The following is a 24,518-nucleotide window of genomic DNA, read 5'->3' on the forward strand; positions in this document are numbered from 1 at the left end:
CTCAAAACATCAGAATCATGACAGACAACGAATACAGCAAGGCAAGAAAAGCCGCTGTTGATGCCCTTATCTACTGGGCAAAGACAGGCATGAGAGAGTTCACCATGCGTGACGCAGTAAACGACTATCTGGAGGCGAGCGGTGCTAACCGCCCCTCCATCGGTGGCGAATAGACCATCCTTGCACACAGAAAAAATGCAGCCAACCGACGGGCTGACTGGAAACTGAGCTTGCGGGTCGGTTTCGACATCTTTGACTTGTAGTCGAATGTCTGAAGACGGTGACGGGTATAGCGATAATAGAATACATTCTCCATGTCCTTGTCGGCATAGGTGGCGAGTTCTATCGGCAAAAGACTGTTCAGGTCGTTGCCAATAGTAATACCCTCAATGTCGCTGCCCGAGGAGTGACTGATCTTCATTCGGCTGCCTTCATTCACAGCCAGACGGTCGCGGCCGCTGCTGTCAGCCACACGTCCCAACTTCATCACAGCCTCATGAAGCTGCGGATAGCGGTCCTGCAAACGGATAAGACTCAGCCGGCGCATAAACTCAGACTCCGACCACCTGCCATCCATCATCTTCCATGCCTGTACAGCCTGCTCGTCGCTGACGCTCTCGTCTTTCAGCGTCTTGTGGACATCTTCGAACATCCGCTGAAGATTCTGCTTCATATTGGTGCCGCGTCCGGCAATATGCTTTTCTTCCTCTTGCCTTAGATGCTCGGTGATACTCTTGCCCCAGTCGTCAAGCAGCTTGTCTTTTTTCTCCTGAGTTATCTGATCACTGAACATACGCCTGTAGAACTCACCGTCGAAGCCATCGTCTTCATGTTTCTCACCGATGGAAGAAATCCATTTCTGCCAATGATCCTGTTTTCCCTGACTCAGATTCTCCACCTCCCCCATCTTATTTGCCTCGACACGCATTGTCTGTGAGAGAAACGCCTGGTGGTGCATGCAATCAACAATAAACCGTCCTACTGTGGTAAAAAAGATCTTGACACACATCTGGCTCGAGAGTACTCGGACCTTCACCTCCGGATCACTCATCAGTCTGGCAAGATACTGCAGCATCGGGTCTTTGTACTCGCGCCACGGCTCATCTTCGGGCCATGCAATTCCCTGTCCGGCTATCTCTCCGGTCTCACAAAAATAGTTGAGCATGCTGAAGTAATAAGACAGTTCCTTGCTGTTCCCGCTGTAGTTCTGCGTGAACCGTGCAAAGTACTTCTCTCCGGCAGTGAGCATGTCACTGTCTTCCAGCTTGAGATGATCAGATAAATCAGTCATAGAGCTTCTGTGTGTCCTGTCGCGTGAATGCTACATCACGATAGATTTCCCTTACGTACTCCCCCACTCTCTTCTTGTCGTCCTCGGCAATGAAGAGGTTGTCGCTGATACGTTTCTCCATTTCCTTCAGGTCATCAGCGAGAGCGTCTATCTCCTGCTCGTAGTTGCGTCCGATGTCCTGCAGTTCTGCCCCTAACGGGAGCTTCATCTCTTTCGTCTTCTCAATGGCATAGCAGTCACCGAGAATATAGACATGGTCGTCATCACGGTTGAGCATGACGGGAGCACTACCAAGCGGAGCACCGAAGGAGCCGTCATAGGTGCGGAGAATATTAACGTTCTTACGCTTGCTGTCCTGATAAAGAATACCCTCCATATCCAGTTCATCCGTACCATGCTGTGGCAGACTCTGATAGTCGCAGGCCATGATATAGCAGTCACCCTCCGGGTAACCGACAAGCTTGTAATAGAACTCATCATAGAGCTTCTTATCCGCATCACGCTCGATCTTTCGACTGGAGATGCGGTTGGCTGCTCTTGCAGCCCGGGCAATCTTGATATCTCTCCCCAATGCCTTTTTCATTTTCGCCAAGCGCTCACTGAAGGACATGAAGGTTCCACGGATGACGATACGCCGTATCTCATCCCGCTCCTCCGGCTCTTGCCACAGACAGTTGTAAACCGGCAGAAGATCCTCCGGCTCCACCGACTCTCTGTCCTGAAGGAAGGCTGACGTACGAAGCAGGTTGACGATCTTTTTCCAGCGGCGGTCACTGACATAAACGGACCGGCGCTCATCGGTACCATCAATGGCAACGGACTGCAGTGACTTGCGGATCTGATGGATGATATGAAGGGCATCCTGACTCACGCCAATCTTACTGATTCTCTTATGCCAGTTGGTATATTCGTCATTGGTTATCAGTAACTCAGAAGGGACAGTGATTTCCTCGTTGCCATCATCCAGCAGCATCTTGTCGAAGTTATCGTCCTGTTTGATGCTCTTGCTTTCCAGGCGGATGATGAGACGGTCCCAAAGCGCCTCCAGTCCTTCGCCCTGTGCCGGCAGCTCGTTGCTGGCTGCAATGAGCAGTTTCAGCGGCAGGCTGACAAGTCGGTTGCCGTTACGGAAGACCTTCTCGTTGATAACCGTGAGCAAGGTGTTCTGGATCGCCGGTCCGGCTTTCCATATTTCATCGAGAAAGACGACATCGGCTGTAGGGAGATAGCCTTCGGTGACACGCTCGTAATCGTCGGAGTCCTTCAGTTTACTGATGCTCACGGGACCGAAGATCTCGTCGGGCGTAGAGAACCTCGACATGAGATACTCAAAAGAGCGGGCACCGGCAAAAGCTTTCGACAGCCTTCGTGCCACCATGCTCTTTGCCACACCCGGAGGGCCAAGCAGGATGATGCTCTCCCCGGCCACAGCTGCCAACAGTGACAAGGCTAACTCGTTTTCCTTCTCATAGATGCCCTTGTTCAGTGCATCGAGAAGCTGTTCTATCCGTTTCTTTATCATACTGATTTATGTCCCGAACTCAATGAAATTCTACCTATCAATACTATATATGCTTTTACAAAGATACACAATTTCTGAATTATCAGCAATGGTAAGGCCTCAAAATAAAGCGTCTTGAGAAATAATACGTATAAAACTTGCGCGCTATTATATAAATAGCACTATAGTTGTGGTAGTAATACTAACGATCGACACCATGACAGACACTAAGACTATCTTACTTAACCGCATCAAGAACATGACTCCAGAAGAAAAGGACAAAGCATTGCTCGCCTACATGCTCCGGGATGCCAGCCCCGAGCCACTGTGTACCATTGAGGTTGTAAAAAACAGCATTGGCAGAGGTGTAAGAGGAAGGTATGATGTCGTTATTGTCGACGGCGACGGAAGCCGTCATGTTGTAGACTTCAAGGAACGCAGTGCCAAGATCTTCTATATACTCCTGCTCATGGCAAAGAACGGCATCAACCGGAGCAGTGTCAGACAGGATCATTTGGACAACTACTACAATGTGGGCTGCGTCCTGTATAATAACTTCGATATCGCTAAGCTTGAATCGAAGTCTGATGAGACATTCCAGCAGTTCTTCAATAATGCCATCTCAAAAACTCGTACGGCAATCAAAAGTGCTCTGAAGGGTATCGACAAGCCTGAACATTACCTGATAGCTGACCCAAAGTCGCATAGCAGCATGCTGTTCATACCACTCGTAAAGGAGTATGACGGCAAGGTCACCTTCTGTGCAGACTTTGTAAGAGAGACGGAAGCAGCCCTTTGATCTGTACCTCAGCCTCCTCCTAATGGCATTTATATTCGATATAGCAGAAGAGTACCGCCTGCAGGAGGAGTATGATAGGCACTCCATACTTGAACTTCTTGTGCATCGTCTTATGATGCCACACCTTCATTCCTACCCATGCTCCGACACTGCCGCCTACGACAGCAAGAAACAGCAGTGTCGCTTCGGAGATGCGCCACCAATGTTCCTTGGCCTTCAGCTTGTCAACACCATATACGATGAAGGTAAAGATGTTGACAATGAGCAAATATATGCTGAACTCCTTCATTTCTTTTGAATGAATTGCTGCCATTCCTTCCATCCGCCACGGAGGTTGATAACCTTATATCCCATTTTAGCAAGGGTGTTGGCAGCCATGAGACTACGCTTGCCGGAACGGCAATAGACTGCAATCTCTTTATTCTTGGACAAAGTTTCTACTCGATCCTTGAAGTCTGACTTCAGAACATCAACGTTTTTGGCATTAGGGATATGTCCGGCAGCATACTCCTCAGCCGTGCGGACGTCTACAAGGAATACGGAGTCAGACTTGATGAATTCTGCGAACTGAGCAGCATCAACAGTCTTGATACTGTCAGACTGTGCACTGGCATTGGTTGTCAGGCCAAGCAAACCAAGCAAAAGAGCAATTATCTTCTTCATTATGCAATACTTATTAGTTCCATCTCAAATATCAACGTAGAACAGCCGGGAATGTCACCATCCGTCCGTATGCCATAACCCATCTGATAAGGAATGTAGATCTTCCACTTGTCCCCAGGAGTCATGGCCTGCAAGGCTATCTGCCAGCCCTCAATGAGGTCGCTTACCCGAAAAGCCTCAGGATAACCACGCTGCCAACTGTCGTCAAAGACATGCCCGTTGATAAGGTAACCCTTATAGTTGCACGTCACAATGCTGCGAGGGCCGGGATGCTGACTTCCACTACCCGCAGCCACCACCTCATACAATATCCCTTTCGGCAACTTATGAATGCCCTCTTTATTCTGAAGATCAAGCATAAACCGCTCATTCTTCTGCTTGTATTCTGTCTTTTTGCTCATAGCTCATGACCTCAGCCGAGGTATTCATCATCGCGGACAAGCACCTTCTCTATCTTGCCGATGTACATCGTGTGAAAATCTCTCTGAGGGTAACTCTGATCCACAGTCTCCTTATAGAAGAAATCCTCTTCCTTGAGTTCCTGGGCATACATTTTCCTACATACAAGCACGAGCTTTGCCTGCTCAAAGTAGGTAGTACCATTGGCATAGACTGGTGTCAGACCTGTCTTTGCTATCTTGTCCTCATCACGGCCCGACACAGAGCCTATATAAGCCATCTGCTTCTTGAACGACTTATCCATGACACAGAGCGTGAAATGATCCTCTTTGTCAACAAACTCCTTCGTGTATCGCGACGGGCGAAGGTAAATGGTCGCCACCGGATCGTTGTGACCCCACAGGCATCCGATACCGCCCCATGAGGCTGTCATCGTGTTGCAGCCGTCTTTCTCATTCCCGGCGGTTACCAGCATCCATTCATCACCGATAAGTCTGAACGGATTGAACTTCAGATCCTTATAGCTAACTTCTTTCAACATATTCGTAGTTCTTTTGTTTATCGATGTCAAAATTACAACATTCATTTGACAAGGAAAAATATGATAGCTAAAATTAATATTTTCTTGCCGTTGCTTTAGTGTTCATAAAGAAGATTTAATGAATACTGATTATCCGTTTGATGCCAATATCATGAATGAATTGTTCATCATGACTGACGATGAGCAATGTCCCGATATAATTCTTCAACGTGTCAGCCAATATATCCATACAGGAGATGTCTATATTGTTTGTCGGCTCATCAGCGATGATGATATCCGGAGCCTTCTCTGCGATGAGCAGACAGCACAAGGCCAGTTTCATCCGCTCGCCGCCACTCAGGCATACGCATTTCTTATCCCACGTCTGAGCTGTAAACATAAAGCGGTTGAGAAGCATTTTCAGTTCATGCTCGGGCTTCTTACTGTTGCAGCTTTCCAGCAGACCATATACGGTCTTGTCATTGTCAATACAGGAATACTCCTGGTCGAGATACAAGATATTCAATGAACCTCTTCGCCATATCTTTCCAGTGGTGGGCTGTAAGGAACCTGCAATCAGTTTGAGCAATGTAGTTTTGCCACTTCCGTTATCACCTTGAAGCCAGATCCGCTCGCCGCTTGAGATTGAAAAACTCAATGGATCATCCTGCCATAAGACATTCCGCCCTTCGTATCTGTAAGTTAAGCCATCAGCTTCTATCAGCCGTTTGCTTCCATGCATATCAGAATTGCTGATATTGATTTTCACGGATTTGTCATCGCTGATGGATGCCCGTATCTCATGTACCTCCTGACTCATCCTTTGCAGTTTCTCCTGCTGAACTTTGTTCAGATGAGAGGTTGCTGCTTCCGAGCTGTCACGTCTGTTCCCCATGGCTATGCGGGCTATACCCTGTCCTGCACTGTGCTTTTCTCCCCTTGAGGCATGTTTCTGCTGCCGTTCCATGGTCTTCTGTGCCAATTTCTCAGCTTTCTTCAGTTCTTTCTGCTCGTTCTGAAGACTTGCGACTTTAGCGGCATACTCTGCATCAACAGTCTCCTTGTATTGAGAGTAGTTCATTGGATAGAACTGCATGCCAGTGGATGACATCTCAAAGATGCCCGGCATCAGGTTCAGCAAAGCCCTATCGTGACTGACAATGACTGTGGCGCTGTTCGTCTTCTGGACAAAGTCATAGAGCTGGGCCCGGCCTTTCATGTCTAAATGATTGGTAGGCTCGTCCATCAGGATCATGTCAGGCTTGAATATCTCGATTCCTGCAAGAAACACCTTGGCCTTCTCCCCTCCGCTAAGTGAGGCCAGAGACATATCCGGAGTAATATAGTCTATGCCCCATTTAGTGAAGGCAGCTAATATCTGTTCCTCAAGGTCCCATTCGTCATTGAGAACAGCAAAGTCATTCTCTGTCCCTCGTCCGCCCAAGATGGCAGACAGTGCCTGAAGCTTTTTCGAAAGGCCTAATGCTTCTGCCACTGTCTGATCATTGTATTGACCAAAATGCTGAGGAACGAGATAGAGACGGTCATCGCACAGCACTGTACCGGCCGACGGGGCAAGTCTGCCAGCCAATATCTTTAGAAGTGTCGATTTACCTATGCCATTATTCCCTATAATGGCGCGTTTGTCTCCCGAAGTTACAGAGAAGCTAATGTTTTGGAACAGTATGTCTTTATTGGGATGGATGTACGACAAGCCTTGTACTTGTAGACTCATAACTATTTGCTATTGATGATAATATAAAACCTTAATTCCGCAGCACTTTAGTTTAACTTTCTTTATAAGTTCCTGAGCAACAAAAAGTTGCTCAGGATTTTGCCATGTCAGATTTTTCACCTATCTTAGTGTTGCAAATCAAAATATGTATCAAACCCGACAGACATGGTAAAGGTAGCAATAAAATCTGAGAAACTCTCTCCTTTTGGAGGAATTTTTTCAATAATGGAGCTATTTGACTCCAATCTCTCATCTGTAATCGACTCAACCCTCGGTATGAGATGCAGGCTGTATGGTTATCAATACAGCGAAATCATCCGTTCGCTTATGAGCGTTTATTTCTGTGGCGGCTCATGCGTGGAAGATGTAACGTCACAACTGATGCGCCTCTCTCGTATCATCCTACCCTTCGTACATGCAGCTCTGATACCATCCTCAGAGCCATCAAGGAACTGACACAGGAAAACATCTCCTATACTTCCGATAAGGGCAAGACCTATGATTTCAATACTGCAGACAAACTCAACACATTGCTTATAAACGCTTTGGTTTCTACAGGCGAGTTGAAGGAAATTGAGGAATACGATGTTGACTTTGACCATCAGTTCCTTGAAACGGAGAAGTATGATGCAAAACCGACCTACAAAAAGTTCCTCGGCTACAGGCCTGGCGTATATGTTATCGGTGACAAGATAGTCTATATCGAGAACAGCGATGGTAACACGAATGTGCGTTTTCATCAGGCAGACACCCATAAGAGATTCTTCGCTCTTCTGGAATCCCAGAACATCCGTGTAAATCGCTTCAGGGCAGACTGCGGTTCCTGCTCGAAGGAAATCGTCAGTGAGATAGAGAAGCATTGCAAACATTTCTACATCCGTGCCAACCGATGCAGTTCGCTCTACAATGACATCTTTGCTCTGAGAGGATGGAAGACGGAGGAGATTAACGGCATCCAGTTTGAACTCAATTCCATTCTTGTTGAGAAATGGGAAGGCAAGTGCTATCGTCTTGTCATTCAGAGACAAAAGCGCATGGATGGAGAGCTTGACTTGTGGGAAGGTGAATACACCTACAGATGCATTCTTACCAACGATTATGACTCATCAACAAGAGACATCGTCGAATTTTACAACAAGCGTGGGGGCAAAGAGCGTATATTCGATGATATGAACAACGGATTCGGCTGGAACAGGCTCCCCAAGTCGTTCATGTCAGAGAACACCGTATTCCTTCTGCTTACGGCATTGATACACAATTTCTATAAGACCATCATTAGCAAGCTTGACACCAAGGCTTTCGGGCTCAAGGAAACGAGTCGCATAAAGGCTTTTGTCTTCAGCTTCATCTCCGTACCTGCCAAGTGGATCATGACTGCAAGGCAATACGTGCTGAATATCTATACTGAAAACCGGGCTTATGCAAGACCTTTCAAAACTGGATTCGGATAAAGTCCGTTCCTTATGGTTTTAATCTGCGTATTGCCTCAAGTCGCATTGTGGGGTAAGGGGAAGGTATGCACAAATCGGACAAAATTCACGCTCATACTATCATGATGCATAGTGTTCAAGCTCTTTACTGCAATTGAGATTGCCATTGAGATTGCTTGCGGATTTTAGGTTATTGTAAAAGAGGCAGCACCATTTCAAACGGTTTATTTATTGTAGGGATATTCTTGCTTTTGCTTGCTTTACCCTTTGGCTTTAAGCAATTCTTCAATCCGACCTTTCATAAACCCGGTAAGCGCGAGCGTTTCATTTTCCATTGTTTCCCATTCGTCAGACAGGTTTCCCAAATAGGCTTCCTTTGCCGTTTTCAACAGGGAAGAAAAGGTTTCCGGCAATTGGGGAATCACCCACTCCGCAGCAACATCTTTCGTTGTCACGTCTTCGGTTTCTAATGTAAACCACATGCGGGATAGCGTCAATAGCACATTTCTTTCATCTCCCTTAACATTGGAAATCAAACCGGGTAGAGAAAATTGAATAGCCTTTTGTATTTCGCGGAACGGAATCGGGAGAATAAGTTGTTTGCAATCTGCGCCCTTCAGCGTCATACTACTTTTTCTCGCCTGCCATAATAGAATCGCTATATCAGGGTCGAAACACGCCTGCGGAATCATTCCGGCTTCCATCTCTTTCCGAAGCCACTCCCCATACATATACTCGCATTTGGGCGGAAACTGCCACGGAATAATGTCTTTTTGATGGATGACAGTTATCTCCAATGGTCTTTTTTCGGCGCAACCTACGAAGCCGGAAATTTCCAATAATTGCTTGGTCAACTCCTTTTTCGTTGACAGATTCAATTCTTGTCTGGTTATTATCAATATATCTATGTCACTGTCCGGACGCAATTTATTCATTGTCGCAGAGCCATATAAATACATTCCCAATATCTGCCCCTGCAATAGGGTTTCTGCTATGGAAACGACTTGCTTCACTTGTTGTGGGATTTCATTCCGATTGTTCATTGTATTTTCCATATAGATTTGTTTCCTTTATTCTTTGATTAATACAACAGCGTCAAATGCCAGTTCCAAGGCGGTGGATACACTTGCTTTTCCCCACTTCCGTTCTTGGTATTTATGAGGATTCGAGAGCGTGTCGGCTGTAAAAAGCAACATAGCCCATATTACTTCTCTAAATTCTGCACATGCAGCCAGTGCAGAACATTCCATTTCCACTACTTGACAGCCTTCCTCTTTGCGGTATTGCACCATTTCCAGTGTTTCTCGATAAAAACCGTCTGTTGTCCATGTCTTGACTTCCAAATATGGGATTTTCTTTTGATTTAAAGCAAATTTGATTGCACTTATTCCTGCTGTTGAAATCTTTATGTCTCTGGATGGCGGAAGATAATGGTAAGAAGTTCCCTCATCTCTCAATGCAGAAACGGGTATTAAGAATCTGTTCTCCGGAATATCTTCCAATACACCGCAGGAACCGACAGAAATAATTTCTGTCACACCTCCTGCTATTAAATACTCTAAAATCTGGACAGCAGCAGCACTCCCAACCGGAGCCGGACATAAACATATCCTTTCCTGATTATGAAAGCATTCATAGATGGGATATAATTTTGTTGCACTCTCAAATTCATCTATCTGTATTCCACTGTGGGCATGTGCATACTTTTCCACTTCATCCCCCAAAAATGCAAATACGGCTTTTTTAGGGAAGTGCTTTTTCCCATTTCCCGGCTGAAAGATTGCTTTTGATGCGGTATCGTATTCCAAAATAGGATAATCGTGCTTTACTAATGCCATACTATCATCTCCAATAAAAATTTTCTTTCTCACATTTTCTGCATCTATTTTTTGCAAAGTTACTTTTTTCATTTGGCTATACATCAATAAACTCTTAGTATTTTGAGTATATTTTTTCGTGAAGCTATCTTTTATCCCTTAATTCCGCAACACTTTGATTTAACTTTATTTATAAGTACCTGAGCAACAAAAAGTTGCTCAGGATTTTGCCATGTCAGATTTTTCACCTATCTTAGTGTTGCAAATCAAAATATGTATCAAACCCGACAGACATGGCAAAGGTAGCAATAAAATCTGAGAAACTCTCTCCTTTTGGAGGTATTTTTCCAATAATGGAGCAATTTGATTCCAAGCTCTCATCTGTAATCGACTCAACCCTCGGTATGAGATGCAGGCTGTATGGTTATCAATACAGCGAAATCATCCGTTCGCTTATGAGCGTTTATTTCTGTGGCGGCTCATGCATCGAGGATGTCACCACTCATCTGATGTATCACCTCTCGCTTCATCCGACACTTCGCACATGCAGTGCCGACACGATTCTCAGAGCCATAAAGGAACTGACCCAGGATAACATTTCCTACACATCCGACACTGGCAAGACCTACGACTTCAACACGGCAGACAAGCTGAATACACTGCTCCTCAATTGCCTATTGTCCACAGGGCAGCTGAAAGAGGGCGAGGGGTATGACGTTGACTTCGACCACCAGTTCATAGAGGCTGAGAAGTATGATGCGAAGCCTACATACAAGAAGTTCCTTGGTTATCGCCCTGGCGTGGCAGTTATTGGCGACTTGATTGTCGGCATTGAGAACAGCGACGGCAACACAAATGTCCGTTTCCACCAGAAGGACACGCTGAAGAGGTTCTTTGAAAGGTTTGAACAGAACAAGCTTATTATCAACCGTTTCAGAGCTGATTGCGGCTCGTGTTCTGAAGAGATAGTGGAAGAGATTGCTAAACACTGCAAGACCTTCTATATCCGTGCCAACCGATGCAGTTCGCTCTACAATGACATCTTTGCCCTCAGAGGTTGGAAGAAAGTGAAATTGGGCGGTATTGAGTTTGAGCTGGCCTCCATTCTCATCGAGAAATGGAAAGGGAAGGCATACCGTCTTGTGATTCAAAGACAGAAGCGGATAGACGGCGAACTCGACCTGTGGGAAGGAGAATACACCTACCGCTGCATCCTTACAAATGACTACGAGTCTTCCGAGAAAGAGATTGTCGAATTCTATAACCTCCGTGGAGGGAAGGATTAGTTTCTGTTGTTTGTACCGGAGCAAGTTCTGCTACAAGTACCATGACATGTGTTGAAGCAACTGTTCATACAACGGTTGTTACATCCTGCGCATGACATTGCATTTGCAGTTTCTGACAAGATAGGACTTGACAGGAGAGCTGCACCAGCCAAAATAGGCAGAGCACCTTTAGCGGCTCTCTTAAAGAACTCACGACGAGACTGAAGTTCTTCATTCTTACCATTTTTCTTCATAAAATAAAAAATTTAAATTAAACAATATGCCTTTCGGCATTATTTGACAATCTCAATAAAATCAGTAGGAATATACGCAGTAGCGACAAGGCACAATCCCGAGATCTCAACAACAATTCTTTGTTGTCCTGCTATTCTGGCAACTTTTCCAACCACTCCCTTGAAGTCACCAGCTATTACTCGTACTTTATCTCCACTTTTATAGTGACACTGTTCCGCTGTAACAATGCGTACATGCTCACTATCAGTACTTGTTGCTTTGATAAAATTTATCATTGCATTGTATGGTATAATAAGCGGAGGATTTTTACCGTTTGCCTCTGGAGGAAGCGTCTTATCCAAATAATATTTTATAAAAGAGATTGGGGCATCAACTGTCTTTTTCACAAAACTGTCTGATTGTTCCCTTGTGGCGTATATAAAAAGAAAGTTGGGAAGAAGAGGCTGTTGTATTCGCTTCTTCTTCCCAGCAATCACTTTTAGTACATAGTGCATCGGCACGTATGTCTTAATATCATTCTTCTTTGCTTTCTCTACGGCTGCATTTACCCTGTTATAAGTAGCACGAAGAACAAACCAGTTGTAACCTTCCTGCTGGACATATTCCGAGGACACCCCTGTTTGTGAGCTTTGGGCTTCGGGGGAGACATTGGAGGCAAATCCAATGTGAGGAGGTGAATCGCAACCTCGTTTGGTATGCGCATTAAGCAATGCGTTCATATCGGCTTATATGTCGTTGCTCGTTAATAGCAATATAGACATAAAAAGAGCGTGGAAACGTCTGTTGTCTATTCCACAGTCTGAGGCTCTAGCAATTGCCTATCATAGTTGAACAGACAACGTCAGAGCCCACGCCGATATGAATAATCATTTCCATTAGGAGACCATAATAAACAATTGTTGTGCCCGAAAAGGTACAATCCGTGCTTACAGGTCTCCGCAGGAGCGATATTATCACACCCGGGACATCTACCGTTGGCTTTGCTCAAGACTATGATAACTGTTAATTTGCTAGATTACAGACTGTCTTAAACAGAGCGTTAGTAAACGCCTTCATTATGTCTGGACTATCTTTCCCACCCAATGCCCGCTTTGTACCGCTTTGTCATTATGACTCCGCCATACTCAGCACGGCGTAGGCTGCCTTGTATGCCATCACGAAAGAACACGTCTAACCTCAATGGCTATAAACATGGCGATAATAGTCCGCTGCAAAAGTACAAAGAAAATCTCAATACAACCTCATTTTGTTATGGAAAAGTATGTATAAACCTTAAATTTAACCATAATTAACTAAGTCTTGCTCAAATCTCGTATATTTTGTGTAAGGAAATGGCCTCTTATTGGCGTAAAAAGCAAAAGACAGATGCGAATGTCACATCTGTCATTATTGTTGTCGCACATGTCTTTCTTGAAAGAAAGCCTATGGCTGGTTTATTTCAGAATGATTTTCTCCTTTGCTGGATGACATAAGGAGAATGTACTTTTGCCGTCTTTGTTTGTATAGCAGAAGTCGCATGAATTTATAATATCCATGCCAATCACCACATCATAGTCTGAATTGTCGTTAAGCAGAGCCTGAACATTCAACTCTGCTGTTCCTGTTGGAAGGATAACATGAACAAGGTAAGTCCAGGATTCGACATCACCTCCTGCACTCGAAATAAGAGCCTTGTTCTTCGGTTGTAACCCTAAAGCATTTACAACTTCCTGTGAAATCAATGTATTGGTCGCTCCTGTGTCCCACAATACATTTTCAACTTGGCAATGAACAGGAACAGCCACGTTTGCCGACAAATCTACGGCTGGACAGATAATGACGTTTGTAAGAATAGCCTCTGGCTGGGATTCGTATTCTTTTGTATATACAGCCATTCCTACCTCAACTCAATTTTTCCCGTATATGAAGTTTGTTGAGGAACAGGCTCGTCAGTGATAAGGCGAACCAAACGGACATAACCTGTCCGTGCAGCTCTATTTCCGTTAATGACGGGAGCCTGAACTGCGGTTGCAAAATCTATTGTCTTGTTCTTTATAACTTTCATATACCTACAATTTAAAAAATGTCCCGCTGGGTACGCTGTTCTTATGGGAAGCGAGCGGGATTTGTCAATGCAAAGGTAGGCATTCAATTCCAAAAAACCAAACAATTGGAAGAAAAACTAATCTAACTACCCTAAATTTAACATTTTATCAGGAAAACTACTAAACAATGAATACGTCTTTCAAACGCTATTCTATTGCCGCCGAATGATTAACCTCTGTTGTATATCAGCTATATATGCCAACAGAGATACAACTGAGGTACAAGACATCCATTTTTGCCTAATGTTGAAGCCAACAAGAAGGCTCTCTCATCCCTCTTTTTCTTTTTCGATTGTCTCACTCTTAATGGCTGATGGAGGTGGGACTTATTATCAAAAATGCGCTCTTTGGATAGCAATCAGCCAAAATTGCCCAAAATAATTTCATAAATAATCTTAAAACCACTTTTTACCCCTGTCATAGTTTTTTCTCTTTGCCGAGTGCTTTGAACTATAGATTTTCGCCTGTTCAAAATTTGTACCGTTTTGAATTTGTTGTTTTCAAGAGAGTGCTGTGGCTCAGCGTGTTAGGAGATACAAAAAGGCTTCCACATGAATAGCGTAGTCCGTCAGATGTGGGAGCAAAATACCGATGTTGTCATGGTTGATACAGGTAACTCTTACGAGGGCCTATGTGAATATGTAGGCGGTAAGTATATCAGCTATACAGAAGAACATTCCATCACCATGAATCCATTCCGCATCAAGCGTGAGGAGCTGAACGTGGAAAAGACAGGATTCCTGAAGAACCTTATCATGCTGATATGGAAAGGTACGCAAGGAACTGTCACTAAGACGGAGGAAAGACTTATTGAGCAAGTCATCACAGAATACTATGATGTCTATTTCAACGGCTTCAATGGCTTTACTCCACCCCAACGTGAAGACTTGCGGAAAGGATTGCTCATTGATGACCGAAACAAGAATGTCAACAGTAGGGAAACAGAAAATGAGCGTATGGCACGTATCGAGGCACAGATTGACGAAATAGAAAGTCGCAGAAAACAACTTCCTGTAACCGAACTGTCATTTAACTCCTTCTATGAGTTCAGTGTGCAGCGTATTCCCGACATCTGTCAGGAAAACCAGATTCAGGGCATCGACATCAGTACCTATCGCTATATGATGAAGGACTTCTACCGAGGTGGCAATCACGATAAGACCCTGAATGAAGACCTGGATTCCACACTGTTTGATGAGACATTCATTGTTTTTGAGATTGACTCTATCAAGGATGATCCGCTGCTTTTCCCATTGGTAACGCTTATTATTATGGATGTATTCATCCAGAAAATGCGTATCAAGAAGAACCGTAAGGTGCTTGTCATTGAAGAAGCATGGAAAGCTATTGCCAGCCCTATGATGGCAGAATACATCAAGTACCTCTACAAGACAGCACGTAAGTTCTGGGCAAGTGTCGGTGTGGTAACACAGGAAATTCAGGATATTGTTGGCAGTCCCATTGTGAAGGAGGCCATCATCAACAACTCCGATGTGGTGATGCTGCTTGACCAGAGCAAGTTCCGTGAGAGATTTGATGAAATCAAGGCTATCCTTGGTTTGACCGATGTGGACTGCAAAAAGATTTTCACCATCAATCGACTGGAAAACAAGGAAGGACGCAGTTTCTTCCGTGAAGTATTCATCCGTCGTGGAAGTGTTGGAGCCGTCTTTGGAGTCGAAGAACCCCATGAGTGCTACATGACTTACACCACAGAACGAGCCGAGAAGGAAGCCTTGAAGCTCTACAAGCGAGAACTGAAATGCAACCATCAGCAAGCAATCGAGGCATATTGCCGTGACTGGGATCGTTCTGGCATCAGTAAATCTCTGCCTTTTGCCCAAAAGGTAAATCAAGCAGGGCATGTATTGAACTTAAAACCAATTGAAAAGCGTTATACATGAAAAAATGTCTGCTTATAATCTCTCTTATCATCTGTGCCCTGGCAACAGCCAAGGCACAGTACTACAGTGTCAACTTTGATAAGGAAACTGTAGCCAAGATGGTAGCATCCTTCAATACCGAAGCTGCCACAGAGATGTATTATGCAGACCAGATAGCCAAAATTCGAGAGCATTATCAGGCTGCAGAGGTAGCTGCTGCTGGTATCTTCACGAGTAAGTTCCTTGACCGCAAGGCATTGACAGACCTTGGACTTTGGACAAGCAGCACAGAGAACTATTACTATCGACGTATTTACCACATGGTTTCGGCTAAGATTATGCCGAAGATTTGGACTGTAGCTGGAATGATGCTCAAAAGTCCCCAAAATGCCTTGTATTGGGGTTCCTACCTCTATAAGGTTTGTGATGAGACGAAGAATCTGTGCTATCAGTTTGAGTCTATCGTCACAAACAGCAGTCTGAGCTTCAGGGATATTGCATTTCTTGAAATCAACGAGCAACTTAGGGACATCCTGAAGCTTTCAGAGCTTGGCGATGTGGATTGGAAAGCCATTCTGGATAATATCGGTGATATACCTTCAAATTTCAGCAAAGAGAGTCTTCAGGAAGACCTTGACAACCTCTATGCAATGGGCGTTAACATTGCCACAGCTGGAGCAAACAATCTTATCAACTCAATACTGGCAAATAGTAACTTTAGTGGCACTATCATGGATAAAACAGCCAGTGTCATAGAGGTTGCTGACAACGTATATAACCTGTATGAGAACATAACGACCAATACAGGTGGTACTTTGCTTAATATGATTGGTGGCCAGGATGCAGTAGCAAACCTATTCAATCTCTCCAATTATAATGCTACGGCATGGTTAACAGACTATGCCCGTGAGGGAATGGGACAATATTATACCCAGCGTTGGTATATTTATCGTGTGGATAGAGGAAGTGTTAATCTATGCGACTACTACCCACCTACAGATGACAATAGCATCCTTTATGGAGATCATTGGTATCGTATTGATACCAGAGACCCTGACTTCTATCCAAACAGCAGCCAAAGAGAAGCCGCCTTGCAGAACTCCGAGAATCATGCTGGGTGGAGTCGTAGCCGAGTCCAACAGCTTAACAACAGCAATGACGGCTTCTATTATTATATCAACTATTGGAGCAGTGCCTATATTCTGAGCAAGAGCCGAAGCGGACAATATGCCAAGGCTTATGCCTACGAGATTCATGTCACAAAGTCTTGGAATAACACAGAAATCAAATATGAGGATGTCTTTGACTCCTATACGATGGATCTGGCTTCTTTCAAGGCTGGTCTGAATGCTCGTCTGGCTGACTATAATGACAACGAGGAAGGTTTCACCTACTACATCGGTTCAGATTCAAAGAAATACTATCAGGCAACCGATGCCCAGAAGATTGCAGGTTGCGAAACTGCCACTATCAGCGTGACCTGCCATGATGGAGCTAAACTTGGAGAGGGTTCAACCCAATACAAGTGCAGCAGTTGTGGTGGTTCTGTAAGTAACCACACCAAACAATGTGCCATGTCCACCTCCATCACAGAATCTGGATTTGACACTTCTGAACTGGATGGAAAAATCAGCGAGGCAGAGAGTAAGATTGCCATGCTTCAGTCTCAGATAGCTGCATTGGAAGCTCAAAATGCAGACTTAATCAAGAAGATTGCCAATGCAAGTATCAATGATGCCGCCACCTATAGGCAGCAATATAATGCTAACAAGAATCAGATTGCCTCTCTTACATCAGAAAAGAGTAATTGGGAAAGCCTTTTGGCTCAGTACAATCAAGCCAAACAGGAGGCTATCAACAGTGAATCTGCCCAAACAGATGACTATTATCGAATACCTGCCATCATGCAGGACTATAAGACAGCTTATAATCTTACATGGAATGGCAGTGGTTCCTGGGAGGGTAACACTTTCGTCCGTACTGCTACCATGCCAAACGTCAATGGAGTTATCACCTTCAGGGCAACAGTCTCGATAGCTCGTGGCCCGAAATATTTCCTTGGCATCAAGATACACCGTGCCATCGTACAGATAGCATGGACACTTACTACTGATTACAGCGATACACAAGTTGTAGCCGTCCTTGACCTCGATCCGCAGAAGAGCGATGCGGAAAAGGCATCAGAAGTAAATGCAAAGATTGCAGAGATTGCCCGTGAATATCCCAACTGTGACACGTCTGTGGAATACGCAAAGACAGAACCTGTAGAGGCTGATGATACGGATGACACTTATCATCTTCTTTGGTCAAGCGACCGTCTGGAGATTGCGCGAGACATCGACACTCGCCTGACAAAGATATATGCAGACCTTGTTTCGTTGGAGAAAATGATGCATTACAAGCATTCCATCATTGACATATTGAGGACTATAGCACCATACATCAATGATGAACAAGGCCGCCGACTTACTCTTGTAGAGCAATGCAGGAAGCGTTGGCTCAGACATGCTGCCAATAGTAGCCATTCAGATAGTTATAACGGAAAATACGATGATGAAGATGAATAGAATAATTATCATAGCTATTACGCTCTTGTCATTGTTTCCTACCATTTCGAGAGCACAGTTCGGTTTCGATATACCATCCGTCGAAGCCTATATCTATGACCATAAGGAACAGCGTAGTCTTCTGCTTGTCCGTTCTACACTCGAAGCAAGCAACAAACTGCTGCATGACTATTCAAGTGACGCAAATATCGGCTATAAAGACATCAATGCCCAGCTCGACAGATACACTCGTGCCTTTGATGTCATAGATATATTATATCAGACCTTGCGAACAAGTCTCAATGTATATAACACTTATGAGACAGTCAGTGACCGTATTGGTGATTATAAGGACATGCTTGAAGATTTCAACAAGAAATGTCTAGAGCGAGGAAACATTGTCAGTACCGATACGCTTATCATCACCATCAATGCCAGAGCTTTGGCAAAGATTGCTGATGAAGGAGACAATTTATATAAGTCTGTGACTGATTTGGTTCTCTATGCCACAGGAACTGCTGCCTGTTCTACATCTGACTTAATCTTGGTTCTGAGTAGTATAAACCAGTCCCTCGACAATATAAAGAAACATCTGAACAAAGCCTACTTCGACACATGGAAATACATCCAGGTTCGTATAGGATATTGGAAACGTCAGGTGTATCGTGCTAAGACAAAACAGGAGATTATTGAAGGTGCTTTTGGAAGATGGAAAGGAGCTGGCTACCTCGGATATTAGTTCATAACAGATATTAAATCATCACTTTATGAGAAAATACATAATTTATTTGAAATCAATGACATTCTTACTTGGATTGATAGTAACAATTCAAGTAAAAGCACAGTCTTATGTGACCTACAATCACGATGAAGCCAAGATGAACCAGATTACGGTTCAGGAGATTGGAGCCGGATGCCTTACTCCCGATTTGTACTATTGGGCATTTCACAACAGTTACCGAAACTCAGCTGCATCGAAAAACAAACTGACCTATCGCGCATTGGCAGGAGTCTCTGCCTATCCACAGGTAGAAGATGCAGACTCCATAGAGGCGGCATTAACGAAACGAGCAGAGATTGAAGCCTTGAATATAGCAGACCGCCAGATTGACATTGCCTGGTTAGCTGAAGGGTCAAAGATAACAGACAAGCTAAATGCTTTCCAGACGAACATCAACCGTATTGTCGGTGCTGGCGGTTCTATTCATGACAAAAACCGATGGAATGACTACTACCATATCTTTCAATGTGCCATCAAAGCTACTCAGGATGCTTATATGCCCAATGCACAGCGAAAGAAAGAGTATCTTGCCATCTATGCGGACATAACCAAACAGAATGAAACGCTGATAGCCTATCTTGTTCAACTCAACAAGAAAGCGAAAACGGCAGACCTTCTTTCTGCAACATATAACAAGCCAGATCATCGTGCAGCTATTGCTACGGCAGCTCACAATCGTTGGAGGGATGCCGGATGGGGAAATAATGGAGGCAACTCCAATAGTGGTTCAAATACTAATGGCATAATTATCCAAGAATAATATGGCAGATACGAATATCCTTTCAGACTTTGGCATCAACATCCTTGAAGAGGAGATTGATGATGTTATCTTCCAGACCAACGAGTTCCTTTGTGATGCTACTTTCACTGGTTCACAAGGGCCTTTCTGGTGGATATTGCAGATGTGTATGGCTCTTGCAGCACTCTTCTCCATCATTGTAGCAGCAGGAATGGCTTACAAGATGATGGTAAAACATGAACCGCTTGACATCATGAAGTTGTTCAAGCCGCTTGTTGTCAGCATTATCCTTTGCTGGTGGTACCCACCTGCAGATACTGGCATGACAAATAGCGGAAGCAGCTGGTGTGTTCTGGACTTCCTTTCCTACATTCCAAACTGCATTGGCTCTTATACGCATGACCTCTACGAGGCTGAATCCACTCAGATTGAGGATAAGTTTGCGGAAGTCCAGGAACTCATCTATACAAGAGATACTATGTACACAGCTCTACAAGCACAGGCTGATGTGGCTCATACAGGAACTTCTGACCCCAATCTTATTGAAAGTACAATGGAACAGGCTGGTGTCGATGAAGTGACGAACATGGAACAGGATGCTTCAAAACTATGGTTCACGTCTCTTACGGCTGGAGCTGTCGTAGGTATCGATAAGATTATCATGTTGATTGCCCTGATAGTTTTCCGTATCGGTTGGTGGGCTACCATCTATTGCCAGCAGATTCTTTTAGGTATGCTGACGATATTCGGGCCTATCCAATGGGCTTTCTCGCTACTCCCGAAATGGGAAGGAGCTTGGGCGAAATGGCTTATACGCTATCTCACTGTCCATTTCTACGGAGCTTGTCTATACTTCGTCGGCTTCTATGTACTGTTGCTCTTTGACATTGTTCTCTGTATTCAGGTTGAAAACCTTGAAGCCATTACGCAGAGTGAGCAGACAATGGCAGCATACCTTCAGAACTCCTTCTTCTCAGCTGGTTATCTAATGGCAGCAAGCATCGTTGCACTCAAATGTCTGAACCTTGTCCCAGACCTTGCAGCATGGATGATTCCTGAAGGTGATACGGCATTCTCTACCCGTAACTTCGGTGAAGGTGTAGCACAGCAAGCAAAGGTATCTACACAAGGTATGATTAGCAGAGTATTATAAATTATCGAAATAGTAAAACTATGGTTATCAAGAATCTCGAAAACAAAATCAAGTTGGTGATGATAATATGCTCCCTCTTCTTGGTGGGATGCATCATCATCAGCATTTCCAGTATCTGGACAGCTCGTGTGATGGTAACAGACGCACAGCAGAAAGTGTATGTGTTGGATGGCAACGTTCCTATCCTGGTTCAAAGAAGTACGATGGAAGAAACCCTCGATGTGGAAGCCAAGAGCCATATCGAAATGTTCCATCATTTCTTCTTCACGCTTGCCCCTGATGACAAGTACATCAAATACACGATGGAAAAAGCCATGTACCTAATTGACGAAACAGGTCTGGCACAGTACAACACTTTGAAGGAAAAAGGTTTCTACTCCAACATCATGGGTACGAGTGCCGTCTTCAGCATCTTCTGTGACAGCATCAAGTTTGATAAGGATAAGATGGAGTTTACCTACTATGGTCGTCAGAGAATAGAACGTCGTTCCAGCATCCTGACACGAGAGTTGGTGACAGCAGGACAGATAAAGCGTGTTCCTCGTACAGACAACAACCCTCATGGATTGCTTATCACCAACTGGCGTACCCTGCTGAATAAAGACATAGAGCAGAAAACAAAGATGTCTTACTAACAACATACAGCTATGTCTTGGAAGAAAATGATTATGGGCGAGAAAATGCCCGACAAGGATGACCCGAAGTATCGAGACCGCTATGAAAGAGAGGTCGATGCCGGACGCAAGTTTGCCAGAGCTACAAAGATTGACAAAGCCGCTGCCAAAGTCCAGCAGTTTGCCAATGACCACAAGAAGCTCTTCTTAGCCATCGTCTTTGGTTTCATCATTCTCAGTTTTGCTGGAAATCTCATTCGTATGGGCAAGGTATATAACGCCCATCAGTCACAGGAATCCGCTACTGAAGTACAAGAAGAGTTGGTCAGAAACCGACATAAGCGAGTTAAGCACGCTATCAGCTCCGTCCACACCATGCCTGTAAGTGTAAACAAGGAGTTCAAAGAATCACAAACTAAAATCAATAAAGACAATGGACATTCTGAAGAAGATTAACTGGAAGCAGCCTAAATACATGCTGCCCCTCATCATCTATTTTCCTTTGCTTTTTGTCGGATATTTCGTCATTGACCTCTTCCATACGGAAAAGGCTGAAATACCAGACAATAGCCTTACTACTACAGAATATCTGAACCCAGTATTGCCTGATGCAAAAATGAAGGGTGACGGTATTGGCAACAAATATGAGAGTATGGTTAAGTCATACGGCAAGATCGATGACTTAACTGCAATGGAAAATATAGACAGAAACAATGAAGAAGAAAAAGAATCTTACGACTCCAAGTACACAGACGAGGAGCGTCAACTACTCGAATCCCTGGAAGCCGCGAAGCTCGCTGAGATTGAGAGACAACTACAAGCGAGTGCGCAAAAAGGTCAAGAAATCGCGAATGGTAGCGGCATGAGTGAAGCAGACCGTCTCGCTCGTAGTCAGCAGCGAGAGCAGGAAGCAATGGAAGAACTCAACCGTGCGCTTGCACAGGCACGACTACAAGGTCAGCAAGCGATGACACCTCCAACTGATAGCAATGTAGATAACACACCTGCCAACAGTCAACCTTTAGACAAAGTAGAAGGTAAAATCAGTGTGAATGAAAGAGCTGTTAAAGGTGTCTCTGATGATGATGAAGCACAGGAGGTTGTGAAGAAGGTCAAAGTCACTTCCGATTACTTCAACACCCTTACTGAAAATGACCCTGAGCCGAACCTTATCAAAGCCATTATTGATGAAAATGTAAAGGCGGTAGATGGTTCTCGTGTAAGGCTTCGTCTGCTTGATGACATTGAAATCAATGACATTGTAGTTCCAAAGGGAACGTACATCTATGCACTTATGAGCGGTTTTGGCAGTCAGCGTGTCAAAGGAAACATCAAGAGCATACTTATCAATGATAACATCATCAAGGTCAACCTTTCTATTTACGATACTGATGGATTGGAAGGTCTGTATGTCCCAAGCAGTAATTTCCGAGAGACCACGAAGGACGTAGCAAGTGGAGCCATGAACAACTCTTCAGCTCTAACGTCAAGTTCAACAACAGCTGGAAACTCCCTCATTCAATGGGGCAACCAAGCCATCACAAATGCCGTACAGAAAACGAGTAATGCCATTAGTAAGTCCATCAAGAAAAACTCAGCCAAGCTTAAATATGGCACGTTTGTCTATCTGGTCAACGGCAAAGAGAAGAAAAACGATTAAAACAATTTTCAAATATAATGAACATGAAGACTTTCAAGAAAATCGGCACATCGCTAATCTGTGCTTTGTTTGCAATGCCTCTGATGGCACAGCAGACGTATGAAGAGATGGAACAACTTACAGTCAACGAACAGGTGACTACTGTCATCACGGCTTCTGAGCCTATCCGTTTCGTTGACATCAGTACCGACATGGTGGTTGGTGACCAACCCATCAACAACACTATCCGACTGAAGCCCAAGGAGGGCGCACATGCCGATGGTGAAGTGCTTGCCATTGTCACCATTGTCACAGAAAGATACCGAACTCAATATGCCCTTCTCTATACAACCAGACTTCAGGAAGCTGTTACTGATAAGCAAATCCAGCCGGAAGAGAGAATTGCGTATAACAATCCATCTGTATCAATGAGCACTGAGGATATGGCAAAGTACGCTCGTTCCATCTGGAACTCGACTGCCCGAATACGCAATGTCAGTACCAAGCAGCATCGTATGATGATACGTCTGAACAATATTTATTCCGTTGGAGAATATTTTTTCCTGGACTTCTCTGTGGAGAACAAGACGAACATTCGCTTTGATATTGATGAAATGCGTTTCAAACTGGCAGACAAAAAGCAGTCGAAGGCTACTAATTCTCAGATTATCGAGCTTACTCCTGCCTTTGTCCTCGAACAAAGCAAGACGTTTAAGTATGGCTATCGTAACGTCGTTGTTTTGAAGAAGATGACTTTCCCCAATGACAAGGTGCTGTCTATCGAGATTTCAGAGAAACAGATTAGTGGACGTACCATCATGCTCAACATTGACTATGAGGATGTCCTCTATGCCGATTCGTTCAACGCTATTTTACTGAAGGAGGACTAAACAATGAAGAAGTTATTTGCTATTATCGCTATCTTGGGTTCTATTTCCCTTTCATCCTTTGCTCAGTCACATAGTGACAGGATTACCTTTGGCGTGGGACTACTTTATGAGCGTGGCCTTGATGCCACACTTGCATGGGAACACGAAACCAAGTATCATAACGCCTGGGAATACTTCGTTAATGGCTATCTCAAATGGGATGAGTGCGAAAGTTGTGGGCATGTGTGTCCTGAATCATTCTGGAAAAACTACCGAACATGGGGTGTTGGCGTAGCCTACAAGCCTTGTGTGTGGCGAGGTCGTAACAATCATGGGAATCTACGCATCGGTGCCAGTGCAGGTAGTAATACAGACAAGTTCTTGGGTGGCATCCATGTTGGCTACGAACATAATTATGCACTTAGGAACGGATGGGGTTTGTATTGGCAAGCCAAATGTGATCTAATGTTACCAGATAGAAAAGACTTGTTCCGTACAGGAGTTACCCTTGGATTCAAAATTCCCACAAGATAAT

The 24,518-nt window shown here is 44.3% G+C and carries 22 protein-coding genes and 3 pseudogenes; 14 read left to right on the forward strand and 11 right to left on the reverse strand.

Annotated elements, in window-relative coordinates:
* Nucleotides 1-17: 17 nt before the first annotated feature.
* Nucleotides 18-173: a hypothetical protein gene (locus tag CIK92_RS13725; RefSeq protein ID WP_153093198.1), complete on the forward strand. Its 156-nt coding sequence runs from the start codon at nt 18-20 to the stop codon at nt 171-173.
* Here CIK92_RS13725 and CIK92_RS05600 read toward each other — a convergent pair.
* On the reverse strand, nt 125-1,291 hold the full coding sequence (locus tag CIK92_RS05600) for a hypothetical protein (RefSeq protein WP_094388424.1): 1,167 nt from the start codon (nt 1,289-1,291) through the stop codon (nt 125-127). The two genes, CIK92_RS13725 and CIK92_RS05600, sit on opposite strands and share 49 nt — an antisense overlap.
* Nucleotides 1,284-2,813, reverse strand: a complete 1,530-nt coding sequence (locus CIK92_RS05605; RefSeq protein WP_094388425.1) for an AAA family ATPase — start codon at nt 2,811-2,813, stop codon at nt 1,284-1,286. Before CIK92_RS05605 ends, CIK92_RS05600 begins: the two co-directional genes overlap by 8 nt.
* 196 nt (nt 2,814-3,009) lie before the next feature.
* Here CIK92_RS05605 and CIK92_RS05610 point away from each other — a divergent pair, with 196 nt between their 5' ends.
* Complete coding sequence (locus CIK92_RS05610) at nt 3,010-3,591, forward strand: hypothetical protein (RefSeq protein ID WP_094388426.1); 582 nt, start codon at nt 3,010-3,012, stop codon at nt 3,589-3,591.
* Nucleotides 3,592-3,610: 19 nt separating this feature from the next.
* Here CIK92_RS05610 and CIK92_RS05615 read toward each other — a convergent pair whose 3' ends face one another.
* The 5 genes from CIK92_RS05615 to CIK92_RS05635 form a co-directional block, all read right to left on the reverse strand.
* Nucleotides 3,611-3,880, reverse strand: a complete 270-nt coding sequence (locus CIK92_RS05615; protein WP_094388427.1) for a DUF1294 domain-containing protein — start codon at nt 3,878-3,880, stop codon at nt 3,611-3,613.
* The gene (locus CIK92_RS05620) at nt 3,877-4,254 is read right to left on the reverse strand and encodes a rhodanese-like domain-containing protein (protein ID WP_094388428.1); all 378 of its coding nucleotides are present in this window, start codon (nt 4,252-4,254) and stop codon (nt 3,877-3,879) included. The genes CIK92_RS05615 and CIK92_RS05620 overlap by 4 nt, the downstream gene beginning before the upstream one ends.
* Entirely contained in the window at nt 4,254-4,655 is a 402-nt protein-coding gene (locus CIK92_RS05625) for an FKBP-type peptidyl-prolyl cis-trans isomerase (RefSeq protein WP_094388429.1), read from the reverse strand. The genes CIK92_RS05620 and CIK92_RS05625 overlap by 1 nt, the downstream gene beginning before the upstream one ends.
* A gap of 11 nt (nt 4,656-4,666) precedes the next feature.
* On the reverse strand, nt 4,667-5,191 hold the full coding sequence (locus tag CIK92_RS05630) for a flavin reductase family protein (protein ID WP_094388448.1): 525 nt from the start codon (nt 5,189-5,191) through the stop codon (nt 4,667-4,669).
* A gap of 118 nt (nt 5,192-5,309) precedes the next feature.
* A complete protein-coding gene (locus CIK92_RS05635; RefSeq protein WP_094388430.1) occupies nt 5,310-6,908 on the reverse strand; it encodes an ABC-F family ATP-binding cassette domain-containing protein in 1,599 nt (532 codons plus the stop codon).
* Between the two features lie 165 nt (nt 6,909-7,073).
* On the opposite strand from CIK92_RS05635, the pseudogene CIK92_RS05640 reads away from it, so the two are divergent.
* Nucleotides 7,074-8,359: pseudogene (locus CIK92_RS05640) on the forward strand (IS1380 family transposase).
* 239 nt (nt 8,360-8,598) lie between these two features.
* On the opposite strand, the gene ant(9) reads toward CIK92_RS05640, so the two are convergent.
* Together ant(9) and CIK92_RS05650 are read right to left on the reverse strand one after the other, a co-directional pair.
* Nucleotides 8,599-9,381, reverse strand: a complete 783-nt coding sequence (ant(9), locus tag CIK92_RS05645) for an aminoglycoside nucleotidyltransferase ANT(9) (protein ID WP_197065809.1) — start codon at nt 9,379-9,381, stop codon at nt 8,599-8,601.
* A 27-nt stretch (nt 9,382-9,408) separates the two neighbouring features.
* Nucleotides 9,409-10,248 (reverse strand): nucleoside phosphorylase, encoded by an 840-nt coding sequence (locus CIK92_RS05650; protein WP_229032463.1) that lies wholly within the window; start codon nt 10,246-10,248, stop codon nt 9,409-9,411.
* A 200-nt stretch (nt 10,249-10,448) separates the two neighbouring features.
* On the opposite strand from CIK92_RS05650, the pseudogene CIK92_RS05655 reads away from it, so the two are divergent.
* Nucleotides 10,449-11,438, forward strand: a pseudogene (locus CIK92_RS05655) (IS1380-like element ISBf11 family transposase); the annotation flags it as partial.
* Nucleotides 11,439-11,713: 275 nt separating this feature from the next.
* On the opposite strand, the gene CIK92_RS05665 reads toward CIK92_RS05655, so the two are convergent.
* Both CIK92_RS05665 and CIK92_RS05670 read right to left on the reverse strand, forming a co-directional pair.
* Complete coding sequence (locus tag CIK92_RS05665) at nt 11,714-12,394, reverse strand: UpxY family transcription antiterminator (RefSeq protein ID WP_049129570.1); 681 nt, start codon at nt 12,392-12,394, stop codon at nt 11,714-11,716.
* A gap of 714 nt (nt 12,395-13,108) precedes the next feature.
* Nucleotides 13,109-13,549, reverse strand: coding sequence for a retropepsin-like aspartic protease (locus CIK92_RS05670; RefSeq protein WP_048316574.1), 441 nt, complete (start codon nt 13,547-13,549; stop codon nt 13,109-13,111).
* Between the two features lie 749 nt (nt 13,550-14,298).
* On the opposite strand from CIK92_RS05670, the pseudogene CIK92_RS05675 reads away from it, so the two are divergent.
* The 10 genes and pseudogenes from CIK92_RS05675 to CIK92_RS05720 all read left to right on the forward strand — a co-directional run.
* Nucleotides 14,299-15,663, forward strand: a pseudogene (locus tag CIK92_RS05675) (TraG family conjugative transposon ATPase); the annotation flags it as partial.
* Complete coding sequence (locus CIK92_RS05680) at nt 15,660-18,209, forward strand: hypothetical protein (RefSeq protein WP_094388432.1); 2,550 nt, start codon at nt 15,660-15,662, stop codon at nt 18,207-18,209. The pseudogene CIK92_RS05675 and the gene CIK92_RS05680, both read left to right, overlap by 4 nt.
* Nucleotides 18,202-18,927, forward strand: a complete 726-nt coding sequence (locus CIK92_RS05685) for a hypothetical protein (protein WP_173823803.1) — start codon at nt 18,202-18,204, stop codon at nt 18,925-18,927. The genes CIK92_RS05680 and CIK92_RS05685 overlap by 8 nt, the downstream gene beginning before the upstream one ends.
* A 28-nt stretch (nt 18,928-18,955) precedes the next feature.
* Nucleotides 18,956-19,729 (forward strand): DUF5045 domain-containing protein, encoded by a 774-nt coding sequence (locus tag CIK92_RS05690; protein ID WP_254046002.1) that lies wholly within the window; start codon nt 18,956-18,958, stop codon nt 19,727-19,729.
* Between the two features lies 1 nt (nt 19,730).
* Nucleotides 19,731-20,861, forward strand: coding sequence for a hypothetical protein (locus CIK92_RS05695; protein ID WP_094388434.1), 1,131 nt, complete (start codon nt 19,731-19,733; stop codon nt 20,859-20,861).
* 20 nt (nt 20,862-20,881) lie between these two features.
* The gene (gene traK / locus CIK92_RS05700) at nt 20,882-21,496 is read left to right on the forward strand and encodes a conjugative transposon protein TraK (protein WP_094386533.1); all 615 of its coding nucleotides are present in this window, start codon (nt 20,882-20,884) and stop codon (nt 21,494-21,496) included.
* Between the two features lie 12 nt (nt 21,497-21,508).
* Nucleotides 21,509-21,931, forward strand: a complete 423-nt coding sequence (locus CIK92_RS05705) for a hypothetical protein (RefSeq protein ID WP_094388435.1) — start codon at nt 21,509-21,511, stop codon at nt 21,929-21,931.
* On the forward strand, nt 21,909-23,135 hold the full coding sequence (gene traM, locus CIK92_RS05710; protein ID WP_094388436.1) for a conjugative transposon protein TraM: 1,227 nt from the start codon (nt 21,909-21,911) through the stop codon (nt 23,133-23,135). The genes CIK92_RS05705 and traM overlap by 23 nt, the downstream gene beginning before the upstream one ends.
* Before the next feature lie 17 nt (nt 23,136-23,152).
* Nucleotides 23,153-24,004, forward strand: coding sequence for a conjugative transposon protein TraN (gene traN, locus CIK92_RS05715; protein WP_094388437.1), 852 nt, complete (start codon nt 23,153-23,155; stop codon nt 24,002-24,004).
* Between the two features lie 3 nt (nt 24,005-24,007).
* Nucleotides 24,008-24,517 (forward strand): hypothetical protein, encoded by a 510-nt coding sequence (locus tag CIK92_RS05720; protein ID WP_094386541.1) that lies wholly within the window; start codon nt 24,008-24,010, stop codon nt 24,515-24,517.
* The last annotated feature ends 1 nt before the right edge of the window (nt 24,518 follow it).

Origin of the sequence: Prevotella sp. P4-67 (assembly GCF_002251325.1) — a bacterium.
GTDB lineage: Bacteria > Bacteroidota > Bacteroidia > Bacteroidales > Bacteroidaceae > Prevotella.